A 14,288-nucleotide genomic window follows, 5' to 3' on the forward strand; every position below is an offset into this window, starting at 1 on the left:
GCTCCGCGCTGGCGCAGTTGGTCGAGCAGGCCCACCAGCGGCAGGCCCAGTATGGCGAAGTAGTCCCCCTCGATGGCGGCGAACAGCTGGGCGCCGGGTCCCTCCAGCCGGTAGCAGCCCACCGAGCCCAGCAGGGCCTCGCCCTCCAGGTCGAGATAGTGGTCGAGGAACGCGTCGGAAAAGTCGCGCAGGGTCAGCGTGGCGCAGGCGGTCTCCGACCATAGGACCTCGCCGTCCAGGGCGAGCGCCACCGCCGAATGCAGGAAGTGCGGCTTGCCCCGCAGGGCCAGCAGGCGAGCGCGGGCCTCGGCGCGATCAAGCGCCTTGTCATAGAGCGCGCCTTCGAACTCCAGGGTCTGGTCGGCGCCGATGACCAGGCCCGGCTCGGCGGCCGAGACGGTGACTGCCTTGATCTCGGCCAGGGCTATGGCCACGGCCTTGGGACTGCCGCCCTCAGCCTGGATGCGGGCCTTGACCATATCCTCGTCCACGCCGGAGACGATCTTGTCGAAGGCGACGCCGGCGCCGGCCAGGATCTGGCTGCGGGCCGCGCTCTGGGAAGCAAGTATGACCCGGCTCATCCGAGGATATCCACCTGGCGCCCGGCGGTGAGCAGGTTCATGACGGCCGCGGCCGTCTCTTCCACCGAGCGGCGGGTGACGTCGATCACCGGCCAGCCCTGTCGCTCATAGAGTCTGCGGGCCAGGACGATCTCCTCGCGCACATTGTCCACATCGATATAGGCCGAGGTGCGGTTCTCCTTCAGGCTCAGCAGCCGGTTGCGCCGGATCTGGATCAGCCGGTCGGGCGAAATGGTCAGCCCCACCACCAGCGTGTTCTTGAGCTGTAAGAGCTTGTCGGGGATAGGCCGCGACGGCACCAGGGGCACATTGGCCGCCCGCACCCCGCGGTGGGCCAGATAGATACAGGTGGGCGTCTTGGAGGTTCGTGACACGCCCACCAGGACCACGTCGGCCTGTTCCAGATCCTGCCCGCCCTGGCCGTCATCATGGCCGATGGCGTAGTTCAGGGCGTCCATCCGGTTGAAATAGTCGTGGTCCAGGGCATGCTGGGCGCCGACCCGGGTGGTCGTATTGACCCCCAGATAGCGCGACACCGCCGAGACCAGCGGATCGAGCGCTGGGATGCAGGCCATTTCCAGCCGGCGGCAGCCTTCCTCCAGGGCCGCGCGCAGCTCGGCGTCGACAATGGTGTGAATGACCAGGCCGGGCGCGGACTCGATGTCCGACAGGGCGCGGTCCAGCTGCCGCTGCGAGCGGACCAGCGCATAGATGTGCTCGATCGGCAGGACGTCGTCGAACCGGGCGCAGACCGCGCGCGCCATGGCGTTCAGGGTCTCGCCGGTGGAGTCCGACACCAAGTGGACGTGGAAGTAGGTGGCGATGCGCGGGTGGGTCATACCGAGGGGGGCGCCTGCGACAAAATGCTCTTGGGGACCGAGGAGTCGATAAGTCTCTTAAAGGAGGCGGGCGAACTTGGGGATAGGGGGCGACTTATCCGCCGCGGCGGAGGGTGCGAGCCGCCGGCCTGTAAGGATCGGACATTGGAGGCGCAGGCGTCCACCGGTTCAGCCCATGGGGAAAGTCTTAACGAAAGGTAAACACAGGCGCCTGGCCTCGACGCGGGTCGTCCTCAGGCCGGGTCCCCGCGAGCCTCGGGGCGGACGGGCCTGGTTCTTAAGGTTTCGTTAAGGAATGTGGCGGCGCTCAGACGTTGGCGCCCGCAATTCACAGGGCCTCCTCACGCCTTGGGACAAGCCCGGCGCCCACTGTGGGTGAAGGCGGTATGGAGCCAGTCGTTTCCGGTTTTCCCCGGGTCTGACCGGCCCTACTTCAATCTCTTCCTCAAACCAGAATCTTTCTTTCAGGAAGAGGGGTGAACTGTGCGTCCACCTGGCCCCTTGAGCAGGCGGGCCGGAGCGGCTTTAAGGCTTGGCATGAGTGACACGACCAAGCCCCGCCTCCTTCGCGCCCTGGCCGGCGAAACCCTCGATCGTCCGCCGGTCTGGTTCATGCGTCAGGCGGGCCGCTCCCTGCCGGAATATCGGGAGCTGCGCACCAGGGCCCCGGACTTCATCGCCTTCTGCCACAATCCGCAGATGGCCGCCGAGGCGACCCTGCAGCCCATGCGCCGCTTCCCCCTGGATGCGGCCATCGTGTTCGCCGACATCCTGCTGCTGCCCAAGGCGCTCGGGCAGAAGGTCTGGTTCGAAACCGGGGAAGGCCCCAGGCTCGGCGAACTGCCGGCGCTTTCGGCCATGGAGGCCGAGATCGAGGCCTCGACCGGAAGGCTTTCCGAGATCGGCGAAACCCTGACCCGGGTGCGGGCTGAACTGGAGCCGGAGCGCGCCCTGATCGGTTTCGCCGGCGCCCCCTGGACCGTGGCCACCTATATGATCGAGGGCCGGGGCTCCGATCGGTCCGGCGCGCGGACCTACGCCTACCAGAACCCCGAGGATCTCGACCGCCTGCTGGACATCCTGGTGGAGTCCACCGCCCGCTACCTGGTGATGCAGGCCAAGGCCGGCGCCCAGGCCCTGAAGCTGTTCGAGAGCTGGGCCGAGGGCCTGGCCGAGGATGTCTTCGAACGCATCGTCATCCGGCCCCATGCGGCGATCATCGAGAAGGTCCGCGCCGCCGGCGTCGACACCCCCTTCATCGGCTTCCCCCGCGGGGCTGGCGCACTGGTGGAAAAATACGCCGCCGCCGTGCCGGTCCAGGCCGTGGCCCTCGACACCCAGGCCAGCGCCGCCATGGGCCGCAAGATCCAGTCCGGTGGCAAGGCCATCCAGGGCGCCCTGGACAATCTGCTGCTGCGGGCCGGCGGCCCGGCCATGGACGCTCGCATCGACGCCCTGATCGACCAATGGGGCCAGGGGCCCTATATCTTCAATCTGGGCCACGGCGTCCTGCCGGACACACCGGTGGAGAATATCGAGCGCGCGGTTCGCCGCGTGACGGGGACCTGATGAAAAAGCTCGCGGTCGTCCTCTTCAACCTGGGGGGACCCGACGACCAGGACTCTGTCCAGCCCTTCCTGTTCAACCTGTTCCGCGACCCGGCGATCATCGGCCTGCCGGCCCCGTTCCGCTATGCGCTGGCCGCCCTGATCGCCACCACCCGCAAGAAGACCGCCCAGGCCAATTACGCCATCATGGGCGGCGGCTCGCCCCTGCTGCCGGAGACGAAGGCTCAGAGCCAGGCGCTGGAGGCCGAGTTGGCCAGGGCCGCGCCGGAGCTGGAGACCAGGGTCTTCATCGCCATGCGCTACTGGAACCCGCGGGCTGACGCCACGGCGGCCGAGGTGGCGGCCTTTGCGCCCGACGAGATCGTGCTGTTGCCGCTCTATCCGCAGTTCTCCACCACCACGACGGGCTCGTCCCTCAAGGACTGGGCCAAGGCCTATAAGGGTCGGGGCGTCGTCCGTACGGTCTGCTGCTATCCCACGCAGGACCGGCTGGTCGAAGCCCATGCCGACCAGATCGCCCAGACCTGGGCTGCGGCGGGTAAGCCTAAGGACCTGCGCCTGCTGTTCTCCGCCCACGGCCTGCCCAAGAAGGTCATTGAGCGGGGCGACCCCTACCAGGCCCAGATCGAGGCCACGGCTGCGGCCGTGGCCGCCCGCCTGCCGGAGCTTGCCGACTGGCAGGTCTGCTACCAGAGCCGGGTGGGGCCGATGGAGTGGATTGGTCCGTCCACGGAGGTTGCGCTTCGCCAGGCCCAGGCCGATGGCAAGGGCGTGATCCTGACCCCTATCGCCTTTGTCTCCGAGCATGTGGAGACGCTGGTGGAGCTCGACCACGAATATGCCGAGATCGCCAAGGCGATCGGCTGCGCCCCCTATCTGCGGGTTCCGGCCCTGGGGATCACGCCCGGATTCATCACCGGCCTCGGCGATATGGTGCTGAACGCCCTGGACGATGCGCCGAAGATCGCGCCGGCCGGCGGCTGGACCTGTCCCGCCGACTATGGAAAATGCGCCTGCAGGACGGGGAGGGCGGCATGAACTGGTTTGATCTGCTTCGAGGCCTGCACATCATCGCAGTGATCGCCTGGATGGCCGGCATGATGTACCTGCCGAGGCTCTATGCCTATCACACCGAAACCGCGCCCCCTGGCAGCGAGTTCGACGCCCACTTCAAGGTGTGGGAGGCCAAGCTCCTCAAGATCATCATCAACCCCTCCATGGTGCTGACCTGGATCCTGGGCCTGAGCCTGATCATGTATCATGTGCACGCCATGGGCCAGGGCTGGGCCTTCCTGCTGCAGCCCTGGATGATGCTGAAGCTCGCCCTGGTGATCTTCCTGTCCGGCTGGCACGGCATGCTGGCCGGCGCGCGAAAGAAGATCGCGGCTGGCGAGCGGCCCCGCAGCGCCAAGTTCTGGCGGGCCACCAATGAGATCCCGTTCCTGATCGCCATCGTCGCAGTCCTGGCCGTGACCCTGGAATTCGGCGGCCGCTGACCCCATCTGGTGTGAGACGGCCCTTGACCTCCGCCCCCCGGCTGTGGTTTTGCGTTAGCCACGCAGGAGAAATCCTGCGCCCCGCCTTTTCCCGGCGCCGCGCGTTCATCGCCGACGGCCCGGTCCTCGAGACAACATAACCGGCGCCGTCCAACCCGCGCCCCCTCTCGTCCCCGCCCGCCCGGACTCCGTCCGGCGGTTCGCGGCCCGACATACACCCCTCTCAGAGCTTCAAAGACCCGATGAGCGAAGACACCCAAACCGAAGTCCTGGACTCCCAGACCGACGACGACGCCGGCATGGACGCCGAAGACGAGCCGTCCCTGGCCTCCCAGGCGATCGCCGCCATGGGCCTGACCAAGATGTCGCTCCAGGAGTTGAAGGAGAAATCCTCCTCCGACCTGCTGGCCTTCGCCGAGCAGATGGACATCGAGAACGCCAACTCGATGCGCAAGCAGGACATGATGTTCGGCATCCTGAAGACCCTCGCCGAAGAAGGCGTGGAGATCTCAGGGTCCGGCACCATGGAGGTGCTGCCCGACGGCTTCGGCTTCCTGCGCAGCCCCGAGGCCAACTATCTGCCCGGCCCCGACGACATCTATGTGAGCCCCTCGCAGATCCGGAAATTCGGCCTGCGCACCGGCGATTCCGTGGTCGGCGCCATCCGCGCGCCGCGGGAAGGCGAGCGCTATTTCGCCCTGGTCAAGGTCGACCAGATCAATTTCGAAGACCCGGAAAACGTCCGCCACAAGGTCCACTTCGACAATCTGACGCCGCTCTATCCCGAAGAGCGCCTGCGGATGGAGATCGACGACCCGACGCTCAAGGACCGGTCCGGCCGGGTGATCGACATCGTCGCTCCGCTGGGCAAGGGCCAGCGCTGCCTGATCGTCGCCCCGCCGCGGGTCGGCAAGACGGTGATGCTGCAGAACATCGCCAAGTCCATCGAGGCCAACCACCCCGAAATCTATCTGATCGTCCTTCTGATCGACGAGCGGCCGGAAGAAGTGACCGACATGCAGCGCACCGTGCGCGGCGAGGTCATCGCCTCCACCTTCGACGAACCGGCCACCCGCCACGTGCAGGTCGCCGAGATGGTCATCGAAAAGGCCAAGCGCCTGGTCGAGCACAAGCGCGACGTGGTCATCCTGCTAGACTCCGTCACCCGTCTGGGCCGCGCCTACAACACCGTCGTCCCGTCCTCGGGCAAGGTGCTGACCGGCGGGGTCGACGCCAACGCCCTGCAGCGGCCCAAGCGCTTCTTCGGCGCGGCGCGGAACGTGGAAGAGGGCGGTTCGCTGTCCATCATCGCCACCGCCCTGATCGACACCGGCAGCCGGATGGACGAGGTCATCTTCGAAGAGTTCAAGGGCACCGGTAACTCGGAGATCGTGCTGGACCGCAAGGTCGCCGACAAGCGCATCTTCCCGGCCATCGACGTGCTGAAGTCCGGCACCCGCAAGGAAGAGCTGATCACCCCGAAGGACCAGCTGCAGAAGACCTATGTGCTGCGCCGGATCCTCAACCCCATGGGGGCGCAGGACGCCATCGAGTTCCTGCTCGACAAGCTGCGCAACGCCAAGAACAACGACGACTTCTTCCAGTCGATGAACACGTAAGGAAAAGGGGGCCCGACGGCCCCCTTTTGGTTTGCGGCTAGCGCCTCCTCCGTCGCCCTCGGACTTGATCCGAGGGCCCATGCACACCGCAATTAGGCCAGTGTTCATGGATGCTCGGGTCGAGCCCGAGCATCCGCCCTCGTCCTTCGAGGCCCTTCGGGCGCCTCAGGATGAGGACGGACTGAGACGCTTCAGCCCACACCCACCTCCCTCATCCTGAGATGCAAGCGACAGCGAGCCTCGAAGGACGCAAGGCCCGCTCACACATGTTTCACGTGAAACATCAGGTCTGGGGCGGCGGGGCGTGGTCCCTTGGCCACTTGATGAAGGCCACCACCCACAGCATCACGATGTTGACGATCGGAACGATCATCAGGAAGGCCACGGCCCACGGGATGCCCAGGCGGGAGAAAATCCTGCCCACCGGATAGATCAGCACGAAGAGCCAAACGATTACGATCAGCCAGTGCCAGACGGAAAAACTGCCCATGCTTTGCGCCCCCAAGGTCTGTTGATTACGGGACGAGGAGCGAGGCGCCGACCGTCTCGCGGCCTTCCAGGGCCTCATGGGCGGCCTTCGCTTCTGCCAGAGGGAAGGTCTGGCCGATGTCGATCCGCACCCTTCCGCTGGCGATCACGTCGAACAGGGCCGCAGCGCTGGCGTCCAGCTCCTCGGTGGTGGCCACATAGTCAAACAGGGTCGGCCTGGTCAGGAACAGCGAGCCGAGCTGCGACAGCCGGCCCGGCAGGAAGGCCGGCGCCGGGCCAGACGCATTGCCATAGGAGACGAACAGGCCCCGTCGGGCGAGGCTGTTCAGGGTCGCCTCGAAGGTGGCGGCGCCGACCGAATCGTAGGCCACGGGCACGCCGGCCCCGTCGGTCAGCCGCCGGACCTCGGCGGCCACATCCTGCTCGCGATAGAGGATGACGTGGTCACCGCCCAGCTCGCGGACCCGCTCGGCCTTTTCCTCCGACCCCACCGTGCCGATCACCGTGGCGCCGAGCGCCTTGGCCCACTGGACGAGGATCGAGCCAACCCCGCCGGCCGCCGCATGGACCAGGATGGTCTGTCCGACCTGGACGGGGAAGCAACGGCGCAGGAGGAATTCCGCGGTCATGCCCTTCAGCAGGGCGGCGGCGGCCACATCGGCCCCGACACCGGCCGGCGGCTTCACGGCTCGGGCGGCCTTCACCACGTGAAACTCGGCATAGGCGCCGATGGGGCCGGACGCATAGGCCGCCAGGTCGCCAGGGCCGAACCGGTCGACGCCCTCGCCGACCTCGACTACCTCGCCGGCGCCTTCCAGGCCGAGGCCAGAGGGCAGCTTCACGGGATAGAGGCCGGTGCGGTGATAGGTGTCGATGAAGTTGAGGCCGATGGCCTGGTTGCGGACCAGGATTTCTCCGGGGCCGGGCGCGGGGCGTTCGATCTCAACGAGCTCCAGCACCTCGGGCCCGCCGGTGCGGGCGATGCGGACGGCGCGCATTAGCGGAGGTTCGCTTCGAAGAAGGCGGCCGTCCGGGCGTTGGCGGCCTCGGCGGCCTGCGCATTGTAGTGCTCGCCGCCCTTGCGGGCGAAGGCATGGTCGCAGCCGGGATAGGTGTGGATCTGGATCTGCGGATGGTTCTTCAGCGCGCCGAGGATCAGCTCCTGGGCGGCCTTGGGGACGAACTGGTCTTCCTCGGCGATGTGCAGCATCAGCGGGTGAGCCAGGCGTTCGGCCTCGCCGGTCCGCTGCTCGATGCCCACGCCGTAATAGGCCACGCTGGCGTCGGCGTCGGTGCGGGTGGCGGTGGTGAAGGCCAGCAGCCCGCCGAGGCAGAAGCCAACGGCCCCAACCTTGCCCGTGCAGTCGGCGTTGCCGCGGATGGTGTCGATAACCACACGGATGTCGCGGACCCCCTGGTCGGGATCAAAGGCGTTCATCAGCTCGAAGGCCTTCTTCCATTCGGCCTCGCTCTGGTCGGTGATGTCGACGCCTGGCTCGATCCGCCAGAACAGGTCAGGACAGACGGCCAGATAGCCCTGGGCGGCGTAGTCATCGCAGATGTCGCGCATCACCTTGTTGACGCCGAAGATCTCCTGGAGGACCACGATGGCCGGCGCCGGGGTCTGGGCGGGCCTGGCCACATAGGCCGAGAAGGCGCCGTCTGGGGTTTTGATGTCGAGGGTCTGGCCGGCCATATGCTGCTCCCGTGCGTTTGGACTCGTGCGGCGCGAGGGGCTCGCCTCGACCGCCAACTATCGCCTACCTAGGATGTGGTGTTGCTGGTCCCTAAGGCGAGCCCATACCTAACAAGCGATCATAACAATGTCGCCACCGCGCCCGATTCCTGGCGCACCGGAGGTTCCCATGAAGATGACGGTTGAGATCGACTGCTCCCCCACCGAGGCCCGCGCCTTTCTGGGCCTGCCGGACGTCACCGAGTTGAACGAGCGGCTGGTCAAGGAGATGCAGTCGCGGATGGAGCAGAACATGGCCATGGCCTCGCCCGACGAACTGGTGAAGGCCTGGACGGCCTTCGGCGCCGGCGCCCAGGAGCAATTCCGCAAGCTGATGACGGCGGCGGCCGAGAGCGCCATGGGCGCCGGCGCCCGGCCTAAATGAGCGACACCATCTATGCTGCGGCCACGGCGCCGGGGCGGGCCGCTGTGGCGGTCGTGCGGATCTCCGGACCCAGGGCGGGCGCCGTGCTGCGACGGCTTGGCGGCCGCCTGCCCGCGCCGCGAACAGCAGGCCTGCGCCGGCTGATCGGCCCAGACGGCGTATTGCTGGACGAGGCCCTGGTGCTCTGGTTCCCCGGGCCGGCCAGCTATACCGGGGAGGACAGCGCCGAACTGCACCTGCATGGCGGCCCCGCCGTGGTCGAGGGCGTGCTGGAAGCCTTGGCCGCCCAGGGTCTTCGCTTGGCCCAGGCCGGGGAGTTCACCCGCCGGGCCTTCGAGCACGGCAAGCTCGATCTCGCCCAGGCCGAGGGGGTGGGCGACCTGATCGAAGCCGAGACCCAGGCCCAACGGCGCCAGGCCCTGGACCAGCTAGGCGGCCGGTTGAGCGGCGCCCAGGCCCGCTGGCGCGAAGGTCTGGTGGAGGCCCTGGCGGTGCTGGAGGCCGCGGTGGATTTCCCCGACGAGGAGATTCCGGCCGATGTGGCGGCCCGCGCGGCGCCGGCCCTGCAGGGGTTGATCGCCGAGCTGAAGGCGGCGACGGAGGCGGCGGAGCGGGGCGCGCGGGTGCGGGAAGGCTACCGGATCGCCCTGATGGGTCGGCCCAATGCGGGCAAGAGCACGCTCTTGAACGCCCTGGCCCGGCGGGAGGCGGCGATCGTCACCGCCACGGCCGGCACCACCCGGGACATCATCGAAGTGCCCATGGTCCTGGCCGGCTACAAGGTGATCCTGGCCGATACAGCAGGCCTGCGGGACACGGAGGACGAGATCGAGGCCGAGGGGGTGCGCCGCGCGCGGGCCTGGGGGGAGGGGGCCGATCTGCGGCTCTGGCTCCTCGATGGCCGCGAGGATGAGAGCGACCGGCCGCCGGAGGGCGCGGGACCGAACGATCTGATCCTGGCCACCAAGCGGGACCTGGGCGAGCCGGCGACCCGGATCGGCACGCCCTTCACCGCCCGCAGCCCCAACGACCTGGCTTGGCTGGAGGCGGCCCTGGCCGAGCGGGTGACCGCCGATCTTGGGGGCGCCGAGCCGCCGGCCGCCACGCGCCTTCGGCATCGGGAATTGCTGGCTGAGGCCACGGAGCGGCTGGAGCGGGCCTTGGCTGAAACCGACCATCCCGAACTGGCGGCCGAGGATGTGCGATTGGCGGCGCGGGCGCTGGACCGGATCACAGGGCGGATCGGGGCGGAGGATGTGCTGGACCGGGTGTTTTCTAGCTTCTGCATCGGCAAGTGATGTTTCACGTGAAACGGTCATGCCGGGACGCGCCCCATGTTTCACGTGAAACAGCGAATTTGCCTCGGCAAGACCACGTCAAACCTGAGGTGTGACCCCGGCGCCCGTCGACCTCGGCCCGCGGCTCGCCTATATATGAGGGCCGCCCTGCGCCCGCAGAGGCGACCGGAATTCAAGGTCACGGCGTGAACACCCCACTCTTCCATCCACGGACAGATGCGTCAGGCGACGCTCAGACCTGGGACGTCATCATCATTGGCGGCGGCCATGCCGGCTGTGAGGCCGCCACCGCGGCGGCGCGGGTGGGCGCGCGCACCCTACTGCTGACGCACAAGCTGGAGACCATCGGCGAGATGTCCTGCAACCCGGCCATTGGCGGCCTGGGCAAGGGCCATCTGGTGCGCGAGATCGACGCCCTGGACGGCGTCATGGCGCGGATGGGCGACAAGGCCGGCATCCAGTACCGCCTGCTGAACCGTTCCAAGGGCGCCGCCGTCCGCGGGCCGCGCTCGCAGATCGACCGCAGGCTCTATCGCGAGGCGATGCAGGTCGAGTTGGCGGCCACGCCCAACCTGACCCTCAAGGGTGAGGCCGTTGAAGATCTGATCGTCCGCGACGGTCGGGTAGAGGGCGTGGTGGGCGCCAGCGGCGCCACCTATCGGTCGGGCCGGGTGGTCTTGACTACGGGGACCTTCCTCAAGGGCCTGATCCATCTGGGCGACCGCCGCATTCCGGCCGGTCGCGCTGGCGAGGCCCCGGCCATCGGCCTCGCTGACCGGCTCTATGACAGCGGGCTTTCCATGGGGCGGCTGAAGACCGGCACCCCGGCGCGGCTCGACGGCTCGACCATCGCCTGGGACCGGCTGGAGATGCAGGCCGCGGACGATGCGCCGACGCCCTTCTCGTTCCTCACCACAGCGATCACCACGCCACAGATCGCCTGTGGCATCACCCACACCACCGAGGCGACGCATCGGATCATCGCCGAGCGCCTGTCGGAATCGGCGGTCTATGGCGGTCGGATCAGCGGCCGGGGGCCGCGCTACTGCCCGTCCATTGAGGACAAAGTCGTCCGCTTCGCCGACAAGACCAGCCATCAGATCTTCCTGGAGCCGGAGGGGCTGGACGACGACACCGTCTATCCCAACGGCATTTCGACTTCGGTATCCGAAGAGACCCAGGACCTGTTCCTGCGCACCATTCCTGGCCTGGAGCGGGTCAGGGTGCGCCGGTATGGCTACGCCATCGAGTATGACTATGTGGACCCCCGCGAGCTCTATCCGACGCTGGAGGTCAAGCGCCTGCCGGGCCTTTATCTGGCTGGCCAGATCAACGGCACCACGGGCTATGAGGAGGCCGGCGCCCAGGGCCTGGTGGCCGGGCTGAACGCGGCGCGGGCCGCCGGCGGGTCCGAGCCCCACGTGTTCGCCCGGGACGAGGCCTATATCGGGGTGCTGATCGACGACCTGGTGACCCGCGGTGTGACCGAGCCCTACCGCATGTTCACCAGCCGGGCGGAGTTCCGCCTGATCCTGCGGGCCGACAACGCCGACCAGCGGCTGACGGAAAAGGGCATCGCGCTGGGCGTGGTCGGCTCCGAGCGCTCGAACGTCTTCGGCGCCAAGTCTGCGGCCCTGGGCGAAGCGCGTAACACCGCCACGCGCCTGACCCTGTCGCCGGCCAAGGCGGCGCAAGCCGGCCTGCCGGTCAAGGCCGACGGGGTGGTGCGCAATGTGGTCGAGCTGCTGGCCTATCCGACCATCGCCTTCGAAGACCTGGCGGCGATCTGGCCAGAGCTGAACGCCTGGGCGCCGGAGATCCGCGAGCAGGTGGAGATCGACGCCAGCTATGCCGGCTATCTCGATCGCCAGGCGGCCGATGTCGCGGCCTTCCGTCGGGACGAAGACCTGCGCCTGCCGGCCGAGCTGGACTATGCCGGCGTCGGCGGGCTCTCCAATGAGGTGCGCGAAAAGCTCGCCGCCATCCGCCCGCTGACGCTCGGCCAGGCCGCGCGCATCGAGGGCGTGACGCCCGGCGCGCTCACCGCCCTGCTGGCCCATGTCCGGCGCAAGGTGGCGGCATGAGCGCGACCCCTCTGCCGACGGCGGAAACCGCCGAAAACGGCCCCGAAAAAATCGCCTCTGTGGCGCACAGCGCCGTACCCCACATCGACGAGGCGGAATTTGTGCGGCTCAGCGGAGCCTCCGAGGCCCAGATTCTGGCTCTACGGACCTATCGGGACCTGCTAACCGACTGGAATCAAAGGATGAATCTGGTCGGCCCGGCGACCTTGCCCGACTTCTGGGGAAGGCATGCCTGGGACTCCGCTCAGCTCATTTTGTTGGCGCCCGAGGCCCGGACCTGGGCGGATCTGGGCGCCGGCGCCGGCCTGCCCGGAATCGTCCTGGCCATTCTCGGCCAGGGGCGCGAAGGCTTCGAAGTCCACCTGGTGGAGAGCATGGCCAAGCGGTGCCGCTTCCTGGAGGAGGTGGTCAGCGTCCTGGACCTGCCGGCGACGATTCACAACGACCGTGCGGAAAACCTGTCGCGGGATGTGGATATCGTGACCGCCCGGGCTTGCGCCCCCATGACGCGCCTGCTGGGCTATGCCAAGCCTTGGCTGGACGGGACCAATACCGCCCTCTTTCTCAAGGGCCAGGACGTGGCCTCCGAGATCGAGGCGGCGCGGTCGGCCTGGCGGTTCGAGGCGGAGCTTCTGCCCAGCGCCAGCGATCCCCGCGGCCGCATCGTTCGCCTGAGGAACAAGATCCATGTCCGTCGAAGCTGAGGTCCAGGACGTCCGGCCCGCCGTCGCCGGCGCCAGCCGCGCCCGCGTCCTGGTGATCGCCAACCAGAAGGGCGGGGTGGGCAAGACCACCACGGCCATCAATCTGGGCACCGCCCTGGCCGCGGTCGGCGAGAAGGTGCTGCTGATCGACTCCGATCCGCAGGGCAATGCGTCGACCGGCCTGGGCGTGGGCCGGGCCAAGCGCAAGACCACCCTCTATGACGTGCTGATGGGCGAGAAGCCGGCGGTCGAGGCGGTGGTGCCCACCGACCTGCCGGGCCTCTACATCATTCCGGCCGATCCGGACCTGTCGGGCGTCGAGCTGGAGATCGGATCGCAGAGCCGGCGGTCGTTCAAGCTGCGGGACGCTTTGGAGCAGATCCGCCGGGACGGGGACTTCACCTATGTCCTGATCGACTGCCCGCCGTCGCTGAACCTGCTGACCGTCAACGCCATGACCGCCGCCGACGCCGTGCTGGTCCCCCTGCAGTGCGAGTTCTTCGCCCTGGAAGGCCTGACCCAGCTGATGCGGACGGTGGAACTGGTGCGGGGCAGCCTGAACCCGGCCCTGGAGATCCAGGGTGTGGTGCTGACCATGTATGATCGCCGCAACAGCCTGTCCGAACAGGTGGCCAGCGATGTGCGCGAGCACTTCGGCCAGAAGGTCTATGAGACCGTGATCCCGCGCAATGTGCGGGTGTCGGAGGCGCCGTCCTTCGGCAAGCCGGTGCTGGTCTATGATCTGAAATGCGCCGGCAGCCAGGCCTATCTGAAGCTGGCCCGCGAAGTCGTGGTCCGCGAGCGCCAGCGGCGCGCCAAGGCCGCCTAAAGAGTTGGGAAGATGAGCATGGCGGAAAACCGCAGGGGCCTGGGCCGGGGCTTGTCGGCCCTGTTGGGCGAGGCCGAAGACGAGAACGCAGATGGCGCGGCGACCGCCGCCACGGCCTCGGAGTCGGGTGGGATGACGCCCACGGCGCCCCCGCGCGAGCTGCCGATCGACCTGGTCGATTCAAACCCGACCCAGCCCCGCACCGTGTTTCACGACGAGGCCATGGAGGAGCTGACCAATTCGATCCGCGAACGCGGCGTGCTGCAGCCGATCCTGGTCCGGCCCAAGGCCAATGGCCGCTTCGAGATTGTCGCCGGGGAGCGGCGCTGGCGGGCGGCCCAGAAGGTCGGCCTGCACAATGTGCCCGTCGTGGTCCGCGAGCTCGACGACCTGCAGGTGATGGAGATCGCCATCGTCGAGAACGTCCAGCGGGCCGACCTCAATCCCATCGACGAGGCCCGCGGCTATGAGGTGCTGATCGCCCGGTTCGGCCGCAGCCAGGAGATGGTGGCCCAGGTGGTGGGCAAGAGCCGCAGCCATGTGGCCAACATGCTGCGCCTGCTGACCCTGCCCGGCTCGGTGCTGAACCTGGTGGTGGAGGGCAAGCTCTCGGCCGGCCACGCCCGGGCCCTCATCACCTCGGACAACGCCGAGGCCTTGG

15 protein-coding genes are annotated in these 14,288 nt (G+C 67.9%); 10 read left to right on the forward strand and 5 right to left on the reverse strand.

Annotated features, from left to right (window positions below):
* The coding region (locus V7702_RS14065; protein ID WP_335650726.1) for a Maf family protein at positions 1-581 on the reverse strand (581 nt) is incomplete at its 3' end.
* Entirely contained in the window at positions 578-1,420 is an 843-nt protein-coding gene (locus V7702_RS14070) for a pyruvate, water dikinase regulatory protein (protein WP_335650727.1), read from the reverse strand. The genes V7702_RS14065 and V7702_RS14070, both read right to left, overlap by 4 nt.
* A gap of 537 nt (positions 1,421-1,957) precedes the next feature.
* Between V7702_RS14070 and hemE the strand changes: the two genes are divergently transcribed.
* The 4 genes from hemE to rho all read left to right on the forward strand — a co-directional run bounded on the left by hemE (position 1,958) and on the right by rho (position 6,103).
* Positions 1,958-2,989, forward strand: a complete 1,032-nt coding sequence (gene hemE / locus V7702_RS14075; protein WP_335650728.1) for a uroporphyrinogen decarboxylase — start codon at positions 1,958-1,960, stop codon at positions 2,987-2,989.
* Positions 2,986-4,026, forward strand: coding sequence for a ferrochelatase (hemH, locus tag V7702_RS14080; RefSeq protein ID WP_335650739.1), 1,041 nt, complete (start codon positions 2,986-2,988; stop codon positions 4,024-4,026). Before hemE ends, hemH begins: the two co-directional genes overlap by 4 nt.
* A complete protein-coding gene (locus V7702_RS14085; protein ID WP_335650729.1) occupies positions 4,023-4,484 on the forward strand; it encodes a CopD family protein in 462 nt (153 codons plus the stop codon). Before hemH ends, V7702_RS14085 begins: the two co-directional genes overlap by 4 nt.
* A gap of 242 nt (positions 4,485-4,726) precedes the next feature.
* Entirely contained in the window at positions 4,727-6,103 is a 1,377-nt protein-coding gene (gene rho / locus V7702_RS14090; RefSeq protein ID WP_335650730.1) for a transcription termination factor Rho, read from the forward strand.
* A 283-nt stretch (positions 6,104-6,386) separates the two neighbouring features.
* Here the strand turns inward: rho and V7702_RS14095 are convergent, their stop codons facing one another.
* From V7702_RS14095 to V7702_RS14105, 3 genes are read right to left on the reverse strand one after another with little or no spacing between them, the layout of a single operon-like run.
* Positions 6,387-6,593, reverse strand: coding sequence for a hypothetical protein (locus tag V7702_RS14095; protein ID WP_335650731.1), 207 nt, complete (start codon positions 6,591-6,593; stop codon positions 6,387-6,389).
* A 25-nt stretch (positions 6,594-6,618) separates the two neighbouring features.
* A complete protein-coding gene (locus V7702_RS14100; protein WP_335650732.1) occupies positions 6,619-7,590 on the reverse strand; it encodes a quinone oxidoreductase family protein in 972 nt (323 codons plus the stop codon).
* Positions 7,590-8,288, reverse strand: coding sequence for a dienelactone hydrolase family protein (locus tag V7702_RS14105; RefSeq protein ID WP_335650733.1), 699 nt, complete (start codon positions 8,286-8,288; stop codon positions 7,590-7,592). Before V7702_RS14105 ends, V7702_RS14100 begins: the two co-directional genes overlap by 1 nt.
* A 169-nt stretch (positions 8,289-8,457) precedes the next feature.
* On the opposite strand from V7702_RS14105, the gene V7702_RS14110 reads away from it, so the two are divergent.
* The 6 genes from V7702_RS14110 to V7702_RS14135 all read left to right on the forward strand — a co-directional run.
* On the forward strand, positions 8,458-8,712 hold the full coding sequence (locus tag V7702_RS14110) for a DUF6489 family protein (protein ID WP_335650734.1): 255 nt from the start codon (positions 8,458-8,460) through the stop codon (positions 8,710-8,712).
* On the forward strand, positions 8,709-10,010 hold the full coding sequence (gene mnmE / locus V7702_RS14115; RefSeq protein ID WP_335650735.1) for a tRNA uridine-5-carboxymethylaminomethyl(34) synthesis GTPase MnmE: 1,302 nt from the start codon (positions 8,709-8,711) through the stop codon (positions 10,008-10,010). The genes V7702_RS14110 and mnmE overlap by 4 nt, the downstream gene beginning before the upstream one ends.
* A gap of 185 nt (positions 10,011-10,195) precedes the next feature.
* On the forward strand, positions 10,196-12,094 hold the full coding sequence (gene mnmG, locus V7702_RS14120; RefSeq protein WP_335650736.1) for a tRNA uridine-5-carboxymethylaminomethyl(34) synthesis enzyme MnmG: 1,899 nt from the start codon (positions 10,196-10,198) through the stop codon (positions 12,092-12,094).
* A complete protein-coding gene (gene rsmG, locus V7702_RS14125; RefSeq protein WP_335650737.1) occupies positions 12,091-12,798 on the forward strand; it encodes a 16S rRNA (guanine(527)-N(7))-methyltransferase RsmG in 708 nt (235 codons plus the stop codon). Before mnmG ends, rsmG begins: the two co-directional genes overlap by 4 nt.
* Positions 12,782-13,627: a ParA family protein gene (locus V7702_RS14130; RefSeq protein WP_335650738.1), complete on the forward strand. Its 846-nt coding sequence runs from the start codon at positions 12,782-12,784 to the stop codon at positions 13,625-13,627. The genes rsmG and V7702_RS14130 overlap by 17 nt, the downstream gene beginning before the upstream one ends.
* A gap of 18 nt (positions 13,628-13,645) precedes the next feature.
* The coding region (locus tag V7702_RS14135; protein ID WP_335650740.1) for a ParB/RepB/Spo0J family partition protein at positions 13,646-14,288 on the forward strand (643 nt) is incomplete at its 3' end.

The sequence above is a fragment of the Phenylobacterium sp. genome (assembly GCF_036963605.1).
Taxonomy (GTDB): Bacteria; Pseudomonadota; Alphaproteobacteria; order Caulobacterales; family Caulobacteraceae; genus Phenylobacterium.

Coding starts and splice junctions, on each gene's coding strand:
- V7702_RS14070 (WP_335650727.1), bottom strand. CDS start 1,420: ATGACCCACCCGCGCATCGCCACCTACTTCCACGTCCACTTGGTGTCG.
- hemE (WP_335650728.1), top strand. CDS start 1,958: ATGAGTGACACGACCAAGCCCCGCCTCCTTCGCGCCCTGGCCGGCGAA.
- V7702_RS14085 (WP_335650729.1), top strand. CDS start 4,023: ATGAACTGGTTTGATCTGCTTCGAGGCCTGCACATCATCGCAGTGATC.
- rho (WP_335650730.1), top strand. CDS start 4,727: ATGAGCGAAGACACCCAAACCGAAGTCCTGGACTCCCAGACCGACGAC.
- V7702_RS14095 (WP_335650731.1), bottom strand. CDS start 6,593: ATGGGCAGTTTTTCCGTCTGGCACTGGCTGATCGTAATCGTTTGGCTC.
- V7702_RS14100 (WP_335650732.1), bottom strand. CDS start 7,590: ATGCGCGCCGTCCGCATCGCCCGCACCGGCGGGCCCGAGGTGCTGGAG.
- V7702_RS14105 (WP_335650733.1), bottom strand. CDS start 8,288: ATGGCCGGCCAGACCCTCGACATCAAAACCCCAGACGGCGCCTTCTCG.
- V7702_RS14110 (WP_335650734.1), top strand. CDS start 8,458: ATGAAGATGACGGTTGAGATCGACTGCTCCCCCACCGAGGCCCGCGCC.
- mnmE (WP_335650735.1), top strand. CDS start 8,709: ATGAGCGACACCATCTATGCTGCGGCCACGGCGCCGGGGCGGGCCGCT.
- rsmG (WP_335650737.1), top strand. CDS start 12,091: ATGAGCGCGACCCCTCTGCCGACGGCGGAAACCGCCGAAAACGGCCCC.
- V7702_RS14130 (WP_335650738.1), top strand. CDS start 12,782: ATGTCCGTCGAAGCTGAGGTCCAGGACGTCCGGCCCGCCGTCGCCGGC.